Origin of the sequence: Mycobacterium sp. 852002-51152_SCH6134967, from assembly GCF_001667105.1 — a bacterium.
Lineage (GTDB): Bacteria > Actinomycetota > Actinomycetes > Mycobacteriales > Mycobacteriaceae > Mycobacterium > Mycobacterium neumannii_A.
Genome location: NZ_LZIK01000011.1, coordinates 98,877 through 117,689, shown reverse-complemented (window position 1 = coordinate 117,689; position 18,813 = coordinate 98,877). Strand labels below are relative to the sequence as shown.

General features: G+C 66.3%; 17 protein-coding genes. 8 read left to right on the top strand and 9 right to left on the bottom strand.

Features of this window, described 5'->3' with window-relative positions; translation table 11 throughout:
* Positions 1-81 precede the first annotated feature (81 nt).
* Positions 82-1,140: a ferredoxin--NADP reductase gene (locus A5790_RS02400; protein WP_066841259.1), complete on the bottom strand. Its 1,059-nt coding sequence runs from the start codon at positions 1,138-1,140 to the stop codon at positions 82-84.
* 202 nt (positions 1,141-1,342) lie between these two features.
* On the opposite strand from A5790_RS02400, the gene hsaA reads away from it, so the two are divergent.
* Genes hsaA through hsaB form a run of 4 tightly spaced genes read left to right on the top strand, consistent with a single transcriptional unit; the run spans position 1,343 to position 4,935 of the window.
* Positions 1,343-2,527, top strand: a complete 1,185-nt coding sequence (gene hsaA / locus A5790_RS02395; protein WP_064419296.1) for a 3-hydroxy-9,10-secoandrosta-1,3,5(10)-triene-9,17-dione monooxygenase oxygenase subunit — start codon at positions 1,343-1,345, stop codon at positions 2,525-2,527.
* A gap of 11 nt (positions 2,528-2,538) precedes the next feature.
* Complete coding sequence (gene hsaD / locus A5790_RS02390; RefSeq protein WP_066841177.1) at positions 2,539-3,453, top strand: 4,5:9,10-diseco-3-hydroxy-5,9,17-trioxoandrosta-1(10),2-diene-4-oate hydrolase; 915 nt, start codon at positions 2,539-2,541, stop codon at positions 3,451-3,453.
* Positions 3,450-4,349, top strand: a complete 900-nt coding sequence (gene hsaC / locus A5790_RS02385) for an iron-dependent extradiol dioxygenase HsaC (RefSeq protein ID WP_066841175.1) — start codon at positions 3,450-3,452, stop codon at positions 4,347-4,349. The genes hsaD and hsaC overlap by 4 nt, the downstream gene beginning before the upstream one ends.
* A gap of 19 nt (positions 4,350-4,368) precedes the next feature.
* Complete coding sequence (gene hsaB, locus A5790_RS02380) at positions 4,369-4,935, top strand: 3-hydroxy-9,10-secoandrosta-1,3,5(10)-triene-9,17-dione monooxygenase reductase subunit (protein ID WP_066841172.1); 567 nt, start codon at positions 4,369-4,371, stop codon at positions 4,933-4,935.
* A gap of 5 nt (positions 4,936-4,940) precedes the next feature.
* Here the strand turns inward: hsaB and A5790_RS02375 are convergent, their stop codons facing one another.
* Entirely contained in the window at positions 4,941-5,708 is a 768-nt protein-coding gene (locus A5790_RS02375) for an alpha/beta fold hydrolase (protein ID WP_066841168.1), read from the bottom strand.
* Between the two features lie 10 nt (positions 5,709-5,718).
* On the bottom strand, positions 5,719-6,675 hold the full coding sequence (locus tag A5790_RS02370; protein ID WP_066841166.1) for a LysR family transcriptional regulator: 957 nt from the start codon (positions 6,673-6,675) through the stop codon (positions 5,719-5,721).
* Positions 6,676-6,745: 70 nt separating this feature from the next.
* On the opposite strand from A5790_RS02370, the gene A5790_RS02365 reads away from it, so the two are divergent.
* The 4 genes from A5790_RS02365 to A5790_RS02350 are packed head-to-tail and all read left to right on the top strand — an operon-like array spanning position 6,746 to position 12,264.
* Positions 6,746-8,110, top strand: a complete 1,365-nt coding sequence (locus A5790_RS02365) for an MFS transporter (RefSeq protein ID WP_066841164.1) — start codon at positions 6,746-6,748, stop codon at positions 8,108-8,110.
* Entirely contained in the window at positions 8,107-8,853 is a 747-nt protein-coding gene (locus A5790_RS02360) for a 3-hydroxybutyrate dehydrogenase (protein ID WP_066841162.1), read from the top strand. Before A5790_RS02365 ends, A5790_RS02360 begins: the two co-directional genes overlap by 4 nt.
* On the top strand, positions 8,850-10,745 hold the full coding sequence (locus tag A5790_RS02355) for an acetoacetate--CoA ligase (protein ID WP_066841257.1): 1,896 nt from the start codon (positions 8,850-8,852) through the stop codon (positions 10,743-10,745). Before A5790_RS02360 ends, A5790_RS02355 begins: the two co-directional genes overlap by 4 nt.
* A 58-nt stretch (positions 10,746-10,803) precedes the next feature.
* Entirely contained in the window at positions 10,804-12,264 is a 1,461-nt protein-coding gene (locus A5790_RS02350) for an HNH endonuclease signature motif containing protein (RefSeq protein ID WP_231987577.1), read from the top strand.
* Positions 12,265-12,288: 24 nt separating this feature from the next.
* Here A5790_RS02350 and A5790_RS02345 read toward each other — a convergent pair whose 3' ends face one another.
* From A5790_RS02345 to fadD3, 6 genes are read right to left on the bottom strand one after another with little or no spacing between them, the layout of a single operon-like run.
* Positions 12,289-13,455, bottom strand: coding sequence for a pyridoxal phosphate-dependent aminotransferase (locus tag A5790_RS02345; protein ID WP_066841160.1), 1,167 nt, complete (start codon positions 13,453-13,455; stop codon positions 12,289-12,291).
* The gene (locus A5790_RS02340) at positions 13,452-14,183 is read right to left on the bottom strand and encodes a PhnD/SsuA/transferrin family substrate-binding protein (protein ID WP_066841158.1); all 732 of its coding nucleotides are present in this window, start codon (positions 14,181-14,183) and stop codon (positions 13,452-13,454) included. The genes A5790_RS02345 and A5790_RS02340 overlap by 4 nt, the downstream gene beginning before the upstream one ends.
* Positions 14,184-14,219: 36 nt before the next feature.
* Entirely contained in the window at positions 14,220-15,161 is a 942-nt protein-coding gene (locus tag A5790_RS02335) for an acyl-CoA dehydrogenase family protein (RefSeq protein ID WP_066841156.1), read from the bottom strand.
* Complete coding sequence (locus A5790_RS02330) at positions 15,161-16,114, bottom strand: acyl-CoA dehydrogenase family protein (RefSeq protein WP_066841154.1); 954 nt, start codon at positions 16,112-16,114, stop codon at positions 15,161-15,163. Before A5790_RS02330 ends, A5790_RS02335 begins: the two co-directional genes overlap by 1 nt.
* A gap of 4 nt (positions 16,115-16,118) precedes the next feature.
* Entirely contained in the window at positions 16,119-17,243 is a 1,125-nt protein-coding gene (locus A5790_RS02325) for an acyl-CoA dehydrogenase family protein (RefSeq protein WP_066841152.1), read from the bottom strand.
* Entirely contained in the window at positions 17,243-18,787 is a 1,545-nt protein-coding gene (gene fadD3 / locus A5790_RS02320) for a 3-((3aS,4S,7aS)-7a-methyl-1,5-dioxo-octahydro-1H-inden-4-yl)propanoate--CoA ligase FadD3 (protein ID WP_066841149.1), read from the bottom strand. The genes A5790_RS02325 and fadD3 overlap by 1 nt, the downstream gene beginning before the upstream one ends.
* Positions 18,788-18,813 lie beyond the last annotated feature (26 nt).

The following is an 18,813-nucleotide window of genomic DNA, read 5'->3' as shown; positions in this document are numbered from 1 at the left end:
GCCGAGATCGCCGCAGCGACGCCGGTCAACCGGTTCGTCACATTGCTCCCCTTCCACGTGCGGCGAATGCTAGCCCGCGCGCTATTCGTCATAGGTGACTTCGACCGAATCCGAGCGGGGTAGGGCCTGGCAGCCCAGGATCAGACCCTCATCGAGGTCGGACTGCTCGAGGACGTCATTGACGTCCATCTCGACGTCGCCGCTCTTCTTCAGCACGGCGCACGCGCCGCAATGGCCCTCGCGGCAGGAGAACGGCGCGTCGAGTCCCTTGTCCAGCAGCACGTCGAGCAGTTTGGCGTTGCGAGGCCAGCGCACCTCGTGGGTTTCGCCGTCGAGCGTGACGATCGCCGTGGCCGGCCCCTCGTCGCTCTCGTCCTCCTCGATGACCACCGACGCGAATGGGTCGGAGTCCAGCGACTTGAACACCTCGATGTGCACCCGTTCGGCGGGCAGTCCTGCGCCCTTGACCGCCTCCTCTGCCGCGGCCATGAACGGCCCGGGGCCACAGATGTAGGCGTCGTGGCTCGTGTAGGGAGCGGTCAAAGCGGCCAGCGCCGCCGCGCTCGGCAAACCCTGCACCGTTTCCAGCCAGTGCACGACGACCAACCGCTCGGGGTACTTCTCACTCAGCTCACGCAGCGCCGAGCCGAAGATCACCGACTTCTCGTCGCGGTTGGCATAGACGAGCACGACCTTGCCGCTGCCCTCGGCCAGCGCCGACTTGCAGATCGACATCATCGGCGTGATCCCGGAACCCGCGGCCAGCAGCAGGAAGTCGGTGTCCAGCGTCTTGGGCACGAACGTGCCCGAAGGCGCGAGCACGTGGATCTTCATGCCGGCGTGCGCGTGGTCGCACAACCAATTCGATGCGTACCCGTCGGCGGTGCGCTTGACGGTGACGGTCAGCCGGTCGTCGGTGAACGGGGAACTGCACAACGAGTAGCACCGCGCCACCGAACCCGTCCGGTCGCTGGGCACGCGCAGGGTCAGGAACTGCCCCGGCGCGTATCGCAACCGTTCGGCGGGGATATCGGCACCGGAGGGCACGCTGAACACCAGCGAGCGCGCATCGTCGGTCTCGGTGACGACATCGGCAAGTTCCAACTCGAGCACGTGGCTGCCGAGTGGCTCGTCGGTCACTTTCGCGTCCACCTCTCACGTCCGCCGGCCCTGCGATCCAGGGCAATAACTAGAACAGGTTACAGAAATGCATGTGTGCAGGTCCAGGTACTACAGGTATGCCCTACTCGACATGAATCGTAACGTGTTCTAATCTGACGGCTAAGCGGTTCGCGCTTCGCGTGCGTGCTCATCGCAGTCCGTCCTATCGGGAGGCACATCAGTGACGTCCATTGAACAGCGTGACGTGCAGTCGGTCCTAGCCGGGATCGACGACCTCCGGCCGCTGATCGCCAAACGCGCACAGGCGACCGAAGACCTGCGCCGCCTCCCCGACGACACCGTCAACGAACTGAACGAGGTCGGCTTCTTCAAGCTGCTTCAGCCCGAGCAGTGGGGCGGGATGCAGTGCGATCCGACGCTCTTCTACGAGGCGGTGCGCCGCCTGGCCAGCGCCTGCGGTTCGACCGGTTGGGTCAGTTCGATCATCGGCGTCCACAACTGGCACCTCGCGCTGTTCGACCAGAAGGCGCAGGAGGAGGTATGGGGCGAGGACCCGGCCGTGCGGATCTCCTCGTCGTATGCCCCGATGGGTGCGGGCACCGTCGTCGACGGCGGTTACATCGTCAACGGCTCGTGGAACTGGTCGTCCGGTTGTGACCACGCCACGTGGACGTTCGTCGGCGGTCCGGTGATCAAGGACGGCAAGCCGGTCGACTTCGGGAGCTTCTTGATCCCGCGCTCCGAATACGAGATCGACGACGTCTGGCATGTGGTCGGCCTCAAGGGAACCGGAAGCAACACACTCAAGGTCAAAGACGTGTTCGTGCCGCGGCACCGCTTCCTGTCCTACAAGGCGATGAACGATCGCACCGCGGGCGGACTCCAGACCAACACCGCCCCGGTCTACAAGATGCCCTGGGGCACAGTGCATCCCACCACCATCTCCGCTCCGATCGTCGGTATGGCGTACGGCGCGTACGACGCGCACGTTGAACATCAGGGCAAGCGTGTACGCGCGGCGTTCGCGGGGGAGAAGGCCAAGGACGACCCGTTCGCGAAGATCCGCATCGCGGAGGCCGCCAGTGATATCGACGCGGCCTGGCGCCAGCTGATCGGCAATGTCGGCGACGAGTACGCCCTGCTGAAAGCGGGCGAGGAGATCCCGTTCGAGTTGCGCGCCCGCGCCCGCCGCGACCAGGTCCGCGCGACCGGCCGCGCGATCGCCTCGATCGACCGCCTGTTCGAGGCCTCCGGCGCCACCGCGCTCAGTAACGACGCACCGGTGCAACGGTTCTGGCGCGACGCCCATGCCGGGCGTGTGCATGCCGCCAACGATCCCGAACGCGCCTACCTGATCTTTGGCAACAACGAATTCGGGCTGCCGCCGCAAGACACGATGGTTTAACGGAAGGCCAGATGACCTCATACATCCAGGAGACCGAGCAGCAGGTCGAGGTCACCTTCGAATCGACGTCTCGGTACGCGCAGGTCCGCGCCGGTGAACGAGACATGCGGCTGCACTACCACGAGGCCGGTGTCGGCCACTCCGAGACGGTGGTGTTGCTGCACGGCGGCGGGCCGGGAGCGTCGAGTTGGTCGAACTTCTCCAAGAACATCGCGGTGCTGGCCAGGCACTTTCACGTCATCGCCATTGACCAGCCCGGTTACGGTCACTCGGACAAGCACACCGAACACGAGCAGTACAACCGCTACAGCGCGAACGCGGTGCTCGGGCTGTTCGACCACCTGGGCATCGAACGTGCTGCGCTGGTTGGTAACTCGCTCGGTGGCGGGACCGCGGTGCGGTTCGCGCTCGACAACCCCAAGCGGGCGGGCCGGCTGGTGCTGATGGGCCCCGGCGGGCTGTCGGTCAACCTCTTTGCGCCCGATCCCACCGAGGGCGTCAAGCTGCTGGGCAAGTTCACCGCCGAGCCCACGCGCGAGAACATGGAGAAGTTCCTGCGCATCATGGTTCACGACCAGAACCTGATTACTCCCGAACTGATCGACGAGCGGTTCGAGATCGCCAGCCGGCCCGAGTCGCTGGCCGCGGCCAAGGCGATGGGAATGTCGTTCGCGGGTGCGGACTTCGAGCTCGGCATGATGTGGCGCGAGGTGTACAAGCTGCGTCAACCGGTGCTGTTGATCTGGGGTCGCGAAGATCGCGTCAACCCGCTCGACGGCGCGCTGGTGGCGCTCAAACAGATTCCGCGGGTTCAGCTGCATGTCTTCGGGCAGTGCGGACACTGGGCTCAGCTGGAGAAGTTCGACGAATTCAACAAGCTCACCATCGACTTTCTGACGGTCAAACCCAAGGAGGTTGCGCGATGACCATCAAATCGCTTGGCTACCTTCGGATCGAGGCCACCGACGTCGCGGCGTGGCGCGAGTACGGCCTGAAGGTACTCGGCATGGTAGAGGGCTCCGGCCAGACCGACGGTGCGCTCTATCTGCGGATGGACGAGTTCCCGGCCCGGCTGGTGATCGTGCCAGGAGAACACGACCGGTTGCTGCAGTCCGGCTGGGAAACCGCCAACGCCACTGAGCTGCAGGACATCCGGAACCGCCTCGACATCGAAGGCGTACCGTACAAGGAGGCCTCGGCTGCCGAGTTGGCCGAACGCCGCGTCGACGAGATGATCCGTTTCGACGACCCGTCCGGTAACACGCTCGAGGTCTTCCACGGTGTCGCGCTCGAGCACCGTCGCGTCGTCAGCCCGTACGGCCACAAGTTCGTCACCGAGCAGCAGGGCCTGGGCCACGTGGTGCTTACCACCCGTGACGACGCCGAGACGCTGCACTTCTACCGGGACGTGCTGGGGTTCTACCTGCGTGACTCGATGCGGCTACCACCCCAGCTCGTCGGACGGCCCGCCGACGGCGCGCCCGCGTGGCTGCGCTTCCTCGGGGTCAACCCGCGCCACCACAGCCTGGCGTTCATGCCGGGTGAGACGCCGAGCGGCATCGTTCACCTGATGGTCGAGGTCGAAAGCGCCGACGATGTCGGGCTCTGTCTGGACCGCGCGTTGCGGCGCAAGGTGCCGATGTCGGCGACGCTGGGTCGCCACGTCAACGACAAGATGCTGTCGTTCTACATGAAGACGCCGGGCGGCTTTGACGTCGAGTTCGGTTGTGAGGGTTTGCAAGTCGAGAATGAAGACTGGGTCGCGCGGGAAAGTACCGCGGTCAGCCTATGGGGCCACGACTTCAGCGTCGGCTTCAAGTGACGGTGAAGATCACTCGATAATGGCGGCCGAACCGATCGATCCGCGCACATTCCGCAGCGTGCTCGGACAGTTCTGTACGGGCATCACGGTGATCACGACGATCCACGACGGCGTGCCGGTCGGGTTCGCGTGCCAGTCGTTCGCCGCGCTGAGCCTGGATCCACCGCTGGTGCTGTTCTGCCCGACGAAGATGTCGCGGTCGTGGCAGGCGATCGAGACCAGCGGTAATTTCTGCGTGAACGTGCTGCACGAGAATCAAAAGGACGTTTCGGCGCGGTTCGGCTCGAAGGAACCCGACAAGTTCGCCGAAATCGAGTGGTATCAGTCCAAACTCGGCTCGCCGGTCATCGAAGGCACGCTCGCTCACATCGACTGCTCGGTGCATTCGGTGCACGACGGAGGCGACCACTACGTCGTATTCGGCGCCGTGCATTCGCTGTCGGACGTCCCGCACCGCAAGCCGCGGCCGCTGCTTTTCTACCGCGGGCAGTACACCGGTATCGAGCCGGAGAAGAACACGCCCGCCCAATGGCGTGACGATCTCGAGGCCTTCCTCACCGCGACCACCGACGACACCTGGTTGTAGGCGCGCTACAACAACCCGTCGATGAAGTCGACGATCGCGGCCGCGACCTCTTGGTGCATGGTCTCGTTCAGAATGTCGTGACGAGCCCCCTCGAACTCGGCGAGGCGCAGCGCGTCGATCTGCTCGGCGTAGGCACGTACCGCCCCGACCTGGGCGAGGGGGTCGTTTGAACCGTGCACGGCCAGTGTCGGCACCGTCAGCTTCGGCAGCACCGCGCCGAACCGGTCCCAGGCCCGGTCGAGCTCCCGCACCAGCGCCACACCGTCGGCGTCGACGAACGTCAATGGATCGTTCGCCAGCAGGTCGAGGTAGAACGGGTCCTCGGACAGCCAACTCGACTCGAGGGCCAGTGAGGTGTCGTTGTCGAGCATCGCCGCCGTCGGTACCAGCGGAGCGCCGGAGACGATACCGCCGGCGTAACGGTCGGGCTGGTCGAGCAACCGGAACAGCGTGACGATCGAGCCGAACGAATGTCCTTGTGCGATCAACGATATTCCGGGAGTGGCGCTTTCGGCGAGCGAGATCAGGTCGTCGGCCAGTGAGGAGCTGTCCTCGGTCGATCCGAAGTCACCGCGGGTGCCCGGGCTGAGCCCGTGGCCGAACTGGTCTACCGCCCAGAGGTCGAAGCCCGCGGCGTTGAGTGCGAAGCCGTAACGGTGGTAGAGACCGGTGTGCTCGCCGAAGCCGTGCAGGAAGATCACCGCCGCGCGGGGCTGCGGCGACGCCCAGTGGCGGTAGTAGGCCCGACCCTTCGGGTGGTCGATGAACGGCATACCGACGACGTTAGCCCTTGCCGAGTAACACGTCGTGCTGGTCGTCCATCCGATCGCGAATAGCGTCGACGACGGCCGCCACCTCCGGCCGCCGCAGTGTTTCTCCTCGGGTGACGAGCCAGTACGTCAGCCGCACCGAAACCTCGGTGCGCAGGACGCGTACGAGATCGGCGTGGCGGTCGGCCATGAAGCAGGGCAGCAGCCCGAGGCCCGCGGCCGCGCGGGTCGCCTCGACGTGGACGAAAACGTTCGTGGACGTGACGGATTCGCGCATCGCGGGCGCGAAGCTCGTCGCCGCATCGAGGTCGTCGACCTGCAACATCGAGTCGATGAAGTACACCAGCGGATAACGGCTCAGATCGGCTACGGTCCTCGGCGTACCGTGCTCGGCCAGGTAGTCGCGGGACCCGTAGAGGCCGAGGCAGTAGTCGCCGAGCCGGATCGCCCTGGCCCGATGGACACGGGGTTCGCCGACGACCACCTCGACGTCCAGCCCGGACCTCTGCTGGGTCGCACGGCGGGTGGCGGCGACGATCTCGACCGCCACATTCGGATGCTGCCGCTGAACGCGCGCGGCAGCGGGTGCCGCGATGTAGGCGGAGAAGCCGTCGGTGGCCGAGATCCGGACGACGCCCTCGAGCGCGCGCTCGCCGGCGGGATCGACGGCAAGTGATCGCACGGCCGACTCGATGGTCTCCGCGGCGGCCAGGGCGTCGCGTCCGAGTTCGGTGAGTTCCCATCCGCCCGCGCCGCGGGCCAGCACCCGTCCGCCCACCGACTCTTCGAGCGCGGCGATGCGCCTGGAGATCGTGGTGTGGTTGAGGCCGAGTTCCTCGGCGGCCGCGTTGTACCGCCCCGATCGGCCGACGGCCAGCAGCACCAGGAGGTCATCGGCGCTCGGTCGTCGCCGAGCCGATGGCTGGGTCATGTGTGCATTTTTGCAGATACTCCCTGCGCCTTTCGCCATTGCCCGGGGGCGTATCTGCGTGAATACTCACAGGCGACTTGTCTGCCATCACAACCCGAAGGAGTGTGCGATGGGTGTCACCAACGCCGACAGCGGCGCCGCGCCGGTCCCCACCGGGCTCAAACGCGTCGTGGTCGCCTCGATGGCAGGCACCGTCGTCGAGTGGTACGAATTCTTCCTCTACGCCACCGCCGCCACCCTGGTGTTCAACAAGGTGTTCTTCGCAGAAGGCACCAGTGAGGCCAGCGGCCTGATCGCCGCACTGTTGACCTACGCAGTCGGATTCGTGGCACGGCCGCTGGGCGGCATCGTCTTCGGGCACTTCGGCGACAAGTACGGACGCAAGAAGCTGCTGCAGTTCGCGATCCTGCTCGTCGGTGCCGTCACCTTCCTCATGGGCTGCCTGCCGACCTACGCGCAAATCGGCGTGTGGGCGCCGATCCTGCTGGTGGTCCTGCGGTTCATGCAGGGCTTCGCGGTCGGAGGCGAATGGGGCGGAGCGGTCCTGCTCGTCGCCGAGCACAGCCCCAACGACAAGCGCGGCTTCTGGGCCAGCTGGCCGCAGGCGGCGGTGCCGGTGGGCAATATGCTCGCCACCGTCGTCCTCCTGGTGCTGACCGCCGCGCTGCCGGAGACGGCGTTCCTGTCCTGGGGATGGCGGGTCGCGTTCTGGCTGTCGGCCGTGGTGGTGCTGATCGGGTACTACATCCGGACCAAGGTCACCGACGCCCCGATCTTCGTAGCCGCACAAGAGGAGGTCGAGCGCGCCAAGGCCGTCTCGTACGGCGTGGTCGAGGTGCTGAAGCGTTATCCGCGTGGAGTTTTCACCGCGATGGGCCTGCGGTTCGCCGAGAACATCATGTACTACCTAGTGGTCACCTTCTCGATCGTGTACCTCAAGACGCACGTCGGCGCCGACACCAGCGACATCCTCTGGTGGTTGCTGGTCGCGCACGCCGTGCACTTCGTGGTGATCCCCCAAGTGGGGCGCTTGTCTGATCGGTTCGGTAGGCGGCCGGTGTATATCGTCGGGGCGATCCTCGGAGGCACGTGGGGCTTCTTCGCGTTCCCGATGATGAACACCGGTTCCTATGGGTTGATCATGGCCGCCATCATCCTCGGACTCGTCATCCACGCGCTGATGTACTCACCGCAGCCGGCGATCATGGCAGAGATGTTCCCGACCCGTATGCGGTATTCCGGTGTCTCCCTTGGCTATCAGGTGACATCGATCGTCGCCGGATCGCTCGCGCCTGCCATCGCCACCTGGCTGCTCGACAAGTTCGACTCGGCGGTGCCCATTGCTCTCTATCTCGCAGGCGCCTCGGTGATCACCCTGGTGGCCGCGTTGTTCAACCGGGAGACCAAGGGCCTCGATCTGGAGACGGTCGACGCCGCCGATCGCGAGCAACTCGCCAAGACCGGTGTCATATGAGCGATCTCGACGGGCGCACCGCGCTGGTCACCGGTGGCGCAAGCGGGATCGGTGCGGCTTGCGCGCGTGCGCTGGCCGAGCGAGGCGCTTCGGTCACCGTCGCGGATCTCGACGAGGCCGGTGCCAAGGAGGTTGCCGACGAGATCGGTGGAAAGCCATGGGCGGTGGACCTTTCCGAGGTGGCGGCGCTCGAGGACCTTCGGCTGCAGATCGATATTTTGGTCAACAACGCCGGGGTGCAGCATGTCAGCCCGATCCACGAGTTTCCGCCAGAGCGCTTCCGCTTCATTCTGGCGTTGATGCTGGAAGCGCCGTTCCTGCTGATCCGCGCGGCGTTGCCACACATGTACGAGCAGGAGTTCGGGCGCGTCATCAACATCTCCTCGGTGCACGGTCTACGCGCCTCGGAGTTCAAGAGCGGCTACGTCACCGCCAAGCACGGTTTGGAGGGGCTTTCGAAGGTGACGGCTCTGGAGGGCGGGCCGCACGGCGTCACAAGCAACTGTGTCGACCCGGGCTATGTGCGGACCCCGCTGGTGACCAAGCAGATCGCCGATCAGGCCCGCACCCACGGGATCGACGAGGATAAGGTGGTCGCCGACATTCTGTTGAAGGAGAGCGCGATCAAGCGACTTGTCGAACCCGAGGAGGTTGCCTCCCTGGTCACCTGGCTGGCCTCGCCGGCCGCGGTGATGGTGACCGGAGCGTCGTACACGATGGACGGCGGATGGAGCGCCCGATGACCGCCACTCCGCAATGGACACCCACCGAGGAGGATGTGGCCGGAGCGCGCGTCACCGACTTCGCACAATTCGTGCAGCGCCGCACCGGCCGAAATCACCCCGACTACGAGTCGCTGTGGCAGTGGTCGACCGACGAGCCCGATGAGTTCTGGGCCGCGTTGTGGGACTACTTCGACCTCGGTGAACGCCCGGAGCTGGTGCTCACCTCTGCTGAAATGCCTGGAGCGCAGTGGTTTTCGGGCGTGCAGCTCAATTATGTGGATCAGGTGATTCGCAACGCCCGGTCGGACCGGCCCGCCATCCTGTACCTGCGCGAGGGTGGGGATCCCGTCGAGGTGTCATGGGCCGAGTTGTTGGGACGCGCGGCGGCATTCGCCCAGACGCTGCGCGACCTCGGTGTGCGCGCCGGCGACCGGGTCGTCGGATATCTGCCCAACATTCCCGAGGCCGTGATTGCGTTCCTGGCGACGGCCAGCATCGGCGCGATCTGGAGTGCGTGCGGCCAGGATTATTCGGCCAAGGCCGCACTCGACCGTCTCGGTCAGCTCGAACCCACCGTGTTGGTGACCACCGACGGCTATACGTACGGCGGGAAGTTCCACGATAAGGCCGCCGAAATCACCGCGCTGCAGAAGGGATTACCTACGCTGCGTGCGACGGTGATGGCGCCCGACATGGCGGGCAGCAGTAGCAAGGAGTTGACCACGACGCCGGTCGACTTCGCCCACCCGCTGTGGATACTGTTCTCCTCGGGCACCACCGGGCTGCCCAAGGGCATCATTCACGGCCACGGCGGTGTGCTGGTCGAACACCTCAAAGCCGTGAGCCTGCAGTCCGATATCGGGCCGGACGACATCTTCTTCTGGTACACCAGTCCCAGCTGGATGATGTGGAACTTCCAGGTGGCGGGCCTGCTGGTCGGGTCGACGGTCGTCTGCTACGACGGTAGTCCCAATGCACCGCGTCCGGATGTGCTCTGGGAGATCGCGGCGCGCGTCAAGGCGACGGTGCTGGGGACGAGCCCGGGCTATGTGTTGGGCTGCGCGAAGGCCGGCGCGGTGCCGCGCAAGGAGCATGACCTGTCGGCGCTGCGCACGGTCGGCATCACCGGCTCGTCATTGCCCCCGTCGTCGTCACTGTGGTTGCGCGACAACGTCGGTGAGCACGTGCAGGTGTCCTCGATCAGTGGCGGCACCGACGTGGTGTCCGCTTTCATCGGCGGGGTCCGCACGGTTCCGGTGTGGCCGGGCGAGCTGTCGGCGCCGTATCTCGGATGCGCTCTGGACTCGTGGGACGAGTCCGGACAGCCGGTGCGCAACGAAGTCGGCGAGCTGGTGGTGACCAAGCCGATGCCGTCGATGCCGGTCGGGTTCTGGAACGATCCCGACGGGTCACGTTACCGCGCAGCGTATTTCGAGATGTTTCCCGGGGTGTGGCGGCACGGGGACTGGATCACGATCACCGATCACGGCAGCGTCATCGTGCACGGCCGCTCGGACTCGACGTTGAACCGGCACGGTATCCGGATGGGCAGCGCCGACATCTACCAGGCGGTCGAACGGCTGCCCGAGGTGGCCGAAGCCTTGATCATCGGTGTCGACGAAGCCGACGGCGGTTACTGGATGCCGCTGTTCGTGGTCCTCACCGAGGGCGCCGAATTGACCGACGAGGTGCGCGACCGTATCAAGAACACCGTCCGCGAAGAGGTCTCACCGCGGCATGTACCCGATGAGATCATCGCTGCGCCAGGTGTTCCGCACACCCGCACGGGCAAGAAGCTCGAGGTGCCGATCAAGAAGCTGTTCCAGGGCGCCGACGCCGCGAAGGTGGTCGAGCGCAGCGCCGTCGACGACCCGGACCTGTTGGACTGGTACGTCACGCAGAGGCGCTGAGTTATCCCGAGCATTCAGGTGTTTATTCGTGTCGCCCCGGTGTGGCATCATCGAACATGTGTTCGAAGATGTGGATGAAGCGGGGTTGGTGGCCACCATCGAAGAGGCCACCCGCGCCGAAGCGTCCGCGAGCGCATTGCGCACGGCGGCGATTGGGGAGCTGATGTCGCGCCGCGGTGTCGGCGACGACGATCATCCGCGCGCGTTGTGGGCGTGTGATCCGTGGGCTTCGGCCGCTGCCGAGGTCACCGCGGCCATGAACATCAGCCACGGCAGGGCCTGCGGGCAGATGCGCATCGCCGAAACCCTGCGCGATCACCTGCCCAAGGTCGGTGCCCTGTTCGGCGCGGGCCGGCTCTCAGCGCGGGTGATCGGGATACTCACCTGGCGTACCCGGTTGATCGCCGACGACGCGGTTTGGGCGCTGGTCGACGCGGCGCTGGCCGAACGGGCGGACGAGTGGGGACCACTGTCGGAAGACGATCTGCGCATCGGCGTGGACGCGTTGGTGCTGCAGTACGACCCCGACGCGGTGATCGCCAGCCAGGCCCGCACCCGTGGCCGCGATTTCAAAGTCGGGTCCTACGAAGACGAGCACGGCGCCACATCGGTGTGGGGCAAGTTGCAGCCCGCCGATGCCGCGGTCCTCGACCGCAAGGTCGCCGCGATGGTGGCCACCGTGTGCCCTGACGATCCGCGTTCGTCCGGCGAGCGTCGCAGCGACGCAGTCGGGGCGCTTGCGAACGGCAACGACCACCTACCGTGCGAATGCGGCTCCCCGGCCTGCCCGGCGCGGGCGGCCCAGCCCGCCCCGTCATCGTCGGTGGTGGTGAATGTTTACGCCGACCAGTCCGCCGTCGATGCCACCCACGCGACACAGGAGTCCGTCCGCCGCACCGCGGCCTGCCGACGGGACCCGGGCACCGCAGTGATATCCGGAGTCGGGGGCCCCGAGGTGCTGACCACGCCGATGCTGGCCGCGCTGCTGCGCAACGGTGCCACGCTGCGGCCGCTGGGCGCACCGGACGAACAGCCCGAGCACGGATATCGGCCATCGGCCAAGCTGGCCCGTCGCATCCGCGCCCGGGATCTGCGCTGCCGCTTTCCGGGATGCCATCGGCGAGCGGAGTTCTGCGATATCGACCACGTCACATCCCATCCGAACGGGGCAACGCATCAGTCGAATCTGGCTTGCCTCTGCCGTCTTCACCACCTACTGAAAACCTTCTGGGTCGGTGACTGGTCGTATCTACTGCGAGCAGACGGCGCCGCGGTCTGGACGTCACCGACAGGCCGTACATATACGTCGTATCCAGGGTCTCGAAGTCTGTTCCCCGGATGGGACACCAGGGCAGCCGAGCTGCCGCCGCGGGCCACCAGCCCACCGCATGGTGCCGGCCCGCCACCCGACAACCGCGGATTGAAGATGCCGATGCGCAAGAACACCCGATCGGTCGAACGTGCCCAACGGATCAAAGCCGAACGGGCACAGAACGCCTCGGAGTCGCCGTCGTTTTGACTCCGGCCGACGTGCACCGGAATGCTAATGCTGCAGTTGACCCAGCCAGCTGCCGATTCGCCGTAGCGCCTCGGTGATGTCGCCCGCCGGCCCGGCGAACGACAACCGGACGAAGGATCCACCGCGGGCCGGGTCGAAGTCGATGCCCGGTGCGATCGCAACTCCGGTGTCGGCGAGCAGCTTCGAACAGAACGACAGCGAATCCGATGTCAGATGCGACACGTCGGCGTACACGTAGAACGCTCCGTCGGTTGGGGCCAGGCGATCGATGCAGAGGGCGCGCAGGCCGTCGAGCAGCATCTGCCGGTTGGCGGCGTAGTGGTGCAGCAGCGCGTCGGACTCCGCGATCGACTCCGGGGTGAACGCCGCGATCGCGGCATACTGCGGCAGTGTCGGCGGGCAGATCGTGAAGTTTCCGGTGAGACGGTCGACCGCTCGCTGCAGTTCCTTCGGCACCAGAAGCCAGCCGAGCCGCCAGCCTGTCATCGCGAAGTATTTCGAGAAGCTGTTCACCACAATCGAATCCCGTGATGTCGCCCAGGCGCAGCTGACGGCGGGGGCACCCTCGTAGACCAGCCCGTGGTACACCTCGTCGCTGATCAGCCGGACACCGCGCGACGCGCACCACGAAGCGATCGCAGCGAGTTCGTCCGGCGGAATCACCGTGCCTGTCGGGTTGGCCGGGCTCGCCACGATGACACCCTGTACGGGCGGGTCGAGTTCCGCGAGCATCTGCACCGTCGGCTGAAACCGGGTCGCGGGGCCGCAGGGTATCTCCACGACCTCACAACCCAGCGCGGAGAGGATGTTGCGGTAACAGGGGTATCCGGGGCTGGCGATCGCGACGCGGTCACCGACGTCGAAGCAGGCCAGGAACGCCAGCAGAAAGCCACCCGACGAGCCCGTGGTGATGACCACGTCATCCGGATCCACCTGCAGGCCATGCCGATCCAGGTACGAATGGGCGATTGCTGCGCGCAGCTCCGGGATCCCGAGCGCGACGGTATAGCCGAGGACGGTGGTTTCCAGTGCCTCCTTGGCCGCTGCCCGCACGGCTGCGGGAGCGCCCGCGCTCGGTTGGCCCGCGGACAGGTTGACCAGGTCGCCGTGACTGCGCTGCCGCTCGGCGGCGGCCAGCCAGACGTCCATGACGTAGAACGGGGGGATCCCTGCGCGCAGTGCGACGCTCATCGGGGGCACTCCGTCAGCTGGTCGAGATCGTGGAAGAACCCGTGCACGTCGGCGTAGTAAAACGGTTTGAGGGCGCCGTACACGCCGCTCCAGTCGGGCACCCAGGTGAGCAAAGCGTCGAGAAGCGTTGCACAGGAGGCGTTGTCGACTGCTTCTTTGACGAGGACGACCGGAGGCCTACAGTTGTCGTATCGAGCGACGATCCTGGTTGTCGACGCGTTCTCGGGTGTCGTCTTCCATACATCTTCGAGGACCATCGTCGCCCGAACTCGCCCGGAGACAACGGCATCGATCTGTCCCTGCCAGGGGGGAACCGCAACGAAATGCATCGCGAGTTTCCGCTGGCCGGTGAACAGAATGGCGGGAGCGAAGTAGCTCGATGTGCATGAAGTGTTGATGTAACCGCATTGCGCTCCGGCCAGGTCGTCCAGTCCGCTAGCAGGGTCGTCGCGTCGGACGACGAGCACGCTGGTCTGGCGGGGCTCACCGGTGAACTTCGATGTTGCGATCGCCAATCCCCGGTAATGGTGATCACCGCTTCGGAGCAAGCGGTGCAAGCTGGGTGCCGGGACATAGGCGATGTCCGGCTGATGTTGCGCCAGCGCCCGGTCGATGCCGGCGAGGTCGGTGCTCTCGGCTGCGGAGATCCCCTCCGCGGCGAGAAGTGTGGTCCACGGCTCGTCGCAGGCGGGCAAGCCGAGGTTCTGATCCACGACGAAGCTCAACATTGCCGCGAGCCTACGTCGGAAGCTCGACGGCCAACGCTAGAACACTTCGGATTCGAGGCGGCGCAGATGATCGCGCGGAGCACCGAGCAACTGGGCACTGCCGTGCGCGCGCTTGAAATACAGCTGAATGTCGTGCTCCCAGGTGATCGCGATGCCGCCGTGCATCTGGACGGCTTCGGCGGCGACGTTGGTGAACGCCTCGCTTGCCGAGAACCGGGCCAGCGCAGCCGAGGTCGGTGACGGCGCGGCGATCGCCTCGTCGACGACCGCACGCGCGGACTGAACCGCGACGTACATGTCGGCCATCCGGTGCTTGAGCGCCTGGAAACTGCCAATGGGCCTGCCGAACTGCACCCGGTCCTTCGTGTACTGCACAGTCAGGTCGAGGCACCGCGACGCCGCGCCGATCTGCTCGGCGGCCAACAGCAACGCAGCGGTGTCGGCCAGTCCCGGATCCGAGCCGATGTCATTGCTCTGTTGGACCTCAACGCGCGCCAGCCGGCGGGTCAGGTCCATCGCATCCAGGCGCGTCGCGGTGAACTCGGTCCACCGGGCCATGCGGGCGCCGTCCGCACCGATCACCACGTCGGCAATGTCGCCGTTGATCACATAGTCGGGGTCGAAGACCACCGTGCCGACGATGGCGCCCTCGGCCATACCCTCGAGCGCTTCGGTGTCCGGCTCGTCGCCGGCCAGTAGTGCCAGCTCGGCGAGAGTGGTCCCCAACAGGGGAGTCGGAACCAGTGCCTTGCCGAGCTCCTCGAGCACGACCGCCGCATCGGCAAGCTCACCGCCCGCGCCGCCCAGCTCCTCGGGCACCACAAGCGCCGCCGCACCGACCTGCTCGCACAGCAGCGTCCACAGCGATTCGTCGTATCCGCGTTCGGAATCCATCGCCTCGCGCACCGCGGTGGGCGACGCGTGCTTGTCCACCAGCGCAGCGACGGTCTCCCGCAGCAGTTGACGTTCTTCACTCATCAGAGGGCCTCCAGTACGCGCCGACGGTGGACAGCGGGACCCCCCCACGCCGAGCGCAGCGCCTGCGCACGCAGCAGCCACAACGACAGGTCGTGCTCCTGGGTGAATCCGATCGCGCCATGTGTCTGCAGCGCCGAGCGGGCCGCCAGCAGTGCGGCGTCGCTGGCCGCGGCCTTGGCGGCGCTGACATCGCGCGCAGTGTCGGCGGATCCGTCGGCAAGCGACAGGGCCGCGCCGTACACCAGCGGCCGGGCCAACTCCACCGCGATGTGCACGTCGGCGAGTTTGTGCTTGATTGCCTGGTAGGTGCCGATGACCTTGCCGAACTGACTGCGCTGCTTGGAATATTCGACCGACATGTCCAGCATCGCCTGGCTCGCGCCCACCAGCTGGGCCGCGGTGGCGAGCACGCCGAATTCATAGGCGCGGGCCACGTCGGCTGGTCTGCCGTCGCCTGACGTGTTGACGTCGAACAGCTTTCGGCTCGGGTCGACCGATTCGTGCTCGGCTCCTGCGGTGCCGTCACGTACTTCACCATCGTCGGCCACGAGGATGAGCCCCGCGGTGTCGGCGTCGACAGCCCTCGGCACCTGTGGCGGCAGGGCGACGGTCGCGATCAGCTCGCCGGAAGCCAAGCCGGCGCAACGCTCGTCGTCGGCGAGCAGGATCGGCGCGACCGCGATGGATTCGACCACCGGACCCGGAACGCACCACCGGCCGAGTCGCTCGATGGCGACCACCAGGTCGACCGGATGAGCCTCGATGCCGTCGTACTTCTCCGGCACCAGAAGCGCCGTGACGCCGAGGTCGGTCAGCTGCGCCCACACCTTGCGGCCCGGTGACGTGTCCCCGGCGGCCCACCCGCGAACCGCGCCCGGCAGGTCGGCCGCACTCAGTGCGGCGTCGATGCTGGCGGCGAAATCGCGCTGCTGTTCGTCCAATTCGAAGTTCATGTGGCTACTTTCGCGGCAGGCCCAGCAGGCGCTCGGCGATGATGTTGCGCTGAATCTCGTTGGTTCCGGCGTAGATCGGGCCGCCGAGCGAGAACAGCAACCCTTCGGTCCAGTTGTCGGCGAGCTCGGCGTCGGGACCGCGCATGTCCAGGGCGGTCTGGTGGATGGCGACGTCGAGGTCGGACCAGAACACCTTCGTCACACTCGACTCGGCGCCCAATTCGCCGCCTGCGGCGACGCGCGTCACGGTGCCGAATGTGTGCAGGCGGTAGGCCTGGGCCTTGATCCAGGCATCGGCCACGCGGTCGGAGTAAGCGGGGTCGGGGTTCTCTTTCCATTGCGCGACAAGCCGTTCGGCGGGGGCAATGAAGCGAGCCGGGCTACGCAACGACATGCCGCGCTCATTGCTCGACGTGCTCATCGCGGCGCGCCAGCCCTCGTGCACCTCGCCGATGACGTCGTTGTCGGGCACGAACACGTCGTCGAGGAAGATCTCACCGAAACCGGTGTCACCGCCGAGTTGCGCGATGGGGCGGACCGTGACGCCGTCGGCCTTGAGGTCGAACATGAAGTACGTGAGGCCGCGGTGGCGTTCGGCCTCGGGGTCGGAGCGGAACAGCCCGAAGGCGCGTTCCCCGAACGGCGCGCGTGAACTCCAGATCTTCTGCCCGTTGAGCAGCCAGCCGCCGTCGGTTCTGGTGGCCGTCGACCGCAGCGACGCCAGGTCGCTACCCGACTCGGGTTCCGACCAGGCCTGCGCCCAGATCTCCTCACCGCTCGCCATTTTCGGCAGGATGCGGTCGAGCTGTTCGGTGGTGCCGTGGGCGAACAGAGTCGGCGCCAGCATAGACGTGCCGTTGGCGCTGGCGCGGCCGGGAGCCCCGGCGCGGAAGTACTCTTCTTCGTACACCACCCACTGCAGCAGGCTGGCGTCGCGGCCCCCGTATTTCTCCGGCCAGGTGATCACGGACAGCCCGGCGTCGTAGAGCACCTTGTCCCAGCGTCGGTGCTGTTCGAAACCTTCGGCGGTGTCGTACGACTTGGTCGGGAAGCTGTCCTTGTTCTCGGCCAGGAACTCGCGCACCTCGGCCTGGAACTCTCGCGTCGCGTCGTCGATATTCAGGTCCATCAGGAAGATCCAGCCCTCTCACGCAGCAGCGGTTTGACTACCTTGCCCCCGGGGTTTCGCGGCAGCGCATCGAGAAACTCGACCGAGCGGGGGGTCTTGAAGTTCGCCAGATGCTCCCGGGTGTAAGCGATTACGGTGTCGTCGTCGAGTTCGGCGCCGGGCTTGACCACGATATAGGCCTTGCCGACCTCACCGAGCCGTTCGTCGGGCACGCCGATCACCGCGGATTCCGCGACGCCGTCCAGTCGCGCGAGCACCTGCTCGATCTCGGCGGGGTAGACGTTAAACCCGCCGCAGATGTACATGTCCTTGAGGCGGTCGGTGATGCGCAGGTTGCCGTTGTCGTCGACGGTGCCCACGTCGCCGGTGTGCAGCCAGCCGTCGGAATCGATGGCCGCCGCGGTGGCGTCGGGGTCGTCGAGGTAGCCCAGCATGACATTCGGTCCACGCAACAGCACCTCGCCCGCGTCGTCCTCGCCCGGGTTGTCGATGCGCAGTTCGAAATCCGCGATCGGGCGGCCCGATGTGGTGGCCACGGTGACGGCGTCGTCGTCGGGACGGCACATCGTTCCGAACCCACTCGCCTCGGTGAGGCCGTAGGCGGTCAGCACGATGTCGATGTCCAGTTCGGTTTGCATCCGCTCGATCAACACCACCGGGATGGTCGCCGCGCCGGTGACGGCGAACCGCAGCGAGGTCAGGTCAAAGTCGGCGCGATTGGGATGGTCGAGCAGCGTCTGATAGATCGTCGGCGGCCCCGGCAACACGGTGATGCGGTGCTCCTGCACGGCGGACATGGTCTTCTCGGGATCGAACGTCAGCTGCGGGATCAGCGTGGCGCCGGTCTGCAGGCAGGCCAGGATGCCCGCTTTGTAGCCGAAGTTGTGGAAGAACGGGTTGATGCACAGGTAACGGTCGTCGCTCGTCAGTCGGCCGCACTCGGCCCACGCCGCCGGGGCGTCGAGCGACTGGCGGTGCGCGCACAGCACGCCCTTGCTGCGGCCGGTGGTGCCGGAGGTGAACAGGATGTCGGAGACGTCGTCGGGTTCCACCGCGCCGGCACGCGCATCCACCGCGCCGAGGTCGGTGCCGCGGGTGATGAACTCATCCCAGGTGCCATCGTTTTTCTCGATCGGCACCCGGACCACGTGGTGTAGCTGCGGCAGGGCGTCGCGGTCGATGGAGGCGGCTTTGTCGGCGCCGAGGAACTCACCCGATGCGAACAGCAGCGGGGCGCCGGTGCGCGAGAGGATGTCGGTGGCCTCGCTGGCGGTGTAGCGGGTGTTGAGAGGTACGACGACGCCGCCCGCGTAGTGGGTGGCCAGGCAGGCGACCACCCAGTGCCAGGTGTTGGGGGACCAGATCGCGACGCGGTCACCGGCGTTGATGCCGAGGTCGATCATGGCTGCGGCCGCCCGGCGGACCTCGTCGCGCAGCTGGGCGAACGTGAACGTCCGGTCCTCGGTCAACAGGGCCGGGTGGTCGGCGAATCGGTCGGCAATGTGGTCCAAGACCTGGGGAATGGTCCTTGGATCCGAACTCATCGCTGCTCCTCTAACAAAGCAAGTGC

What these genes read in the sequence shown, in the direction of transcription:
- hsaD (WP_066841177.1), top strand. Translation starts at nt 2,539, where the DNA reads ATGACCTCATACATCCAGGAGACCGAGCAGCAGGTCGAGGTCACCTTC.
- hsaC (WP_066841175.1), top strand. Translation starts at nt 3,450, where the DNA reads ATGACCATCAAATCGCTTGGCTACCTTCGGATCGAGGCCACCGACGTC.
- hsaB (WP_066841172.1), top strand. Translation starts at nt 4,369, where the DNA reads ATGGCGGCCGAACCGATCGATCCGCGCACATTCCGCAGCGTGCTCGGA.
- A5790_RS02375 (WP_066841168.1), bottom strand. Translation starts at nt 5,708, where the DNA reads ATGCCGTTCATCGACCACCCGAAGGGTCGGGCCTACTACCGCCACTGG.
- A5790_RS02370 (WP_066841166.1), bottom strand. Translation starts at nt 6,675, where the DNA reads ATGGCGAAAGGCGCAGGGAGTATCTGCAAAAATGCACACATGACCCAG.
- A5790_RS02365 (WP_066841164.1), top strand. Translation starts at nt 6,746, where the DNA reads ATGGGTGTCACCAACGCCGACAGCGGCGCCGCGCCGGTCCCCACCGGG.
- A5790_RS02360 (WP_066841162.1), top strand. Translation starts at nt 8,107, where the DNA reads ATGAGCGATCTCGACGGGCGCACCGCGCTGGTCACCGGTGGCGCAAGC.
- A5790_RS02355 (WP_066841257.1), top strand. Translation starts at nt 8,850, where the DNA reads ATGACCGCCACTCCGCAATGGACACCCACCGAGGAGGATGTGGCCGGA.
- A5790_RS02345 (WP_066841160.1), bottom strand. Translation starts at nt 13,455, where the DNA reads ATGAGCGTCGCACTGCGCGCAGGGATCCCCCCGTTCTACGTCATGGAC.
- A5790_RS02340 (WP_066841158.1), bottom strand. Translation starts at nt 14,183, where the DNA reads ATGTTGAGCTTCGTCGTGGATCAGAACCTCGGCTTGCCCGCCTGCGAC.
- A5790_RS02335 (WP_066841156.1), bottom strand. Translation starts at nt 15,161, where the DNA reads ATGAGTGAAGAACGTCAACTGCTGCGGGAGACCGTCGCTGCGCTGGTG.
- A5790_RS02330 (WP_066841154.1), bottom strand. Translation starts at nt 16,114, where the DNA reads ATGAACTTCGAATTGGACGAACAGCAGCGCGATTTCGCCGCCAGCATC.
- A5790_RS02325 (WP_066841152.1), bottom strand. Translation starts at nt 17,243, where the DNA reads ATGGACCTGAATATCGACGACGCGACGCGAGAGTTCCAGGCCGAGGTG.
- fadD3 (WP_066841149.1), bottom strand. Translation starts at nt 18,787, where the DNA reads ATGAGTTCGGATCCAAGGACCATTCCCCAGGTCTTGGACCACATTGCC.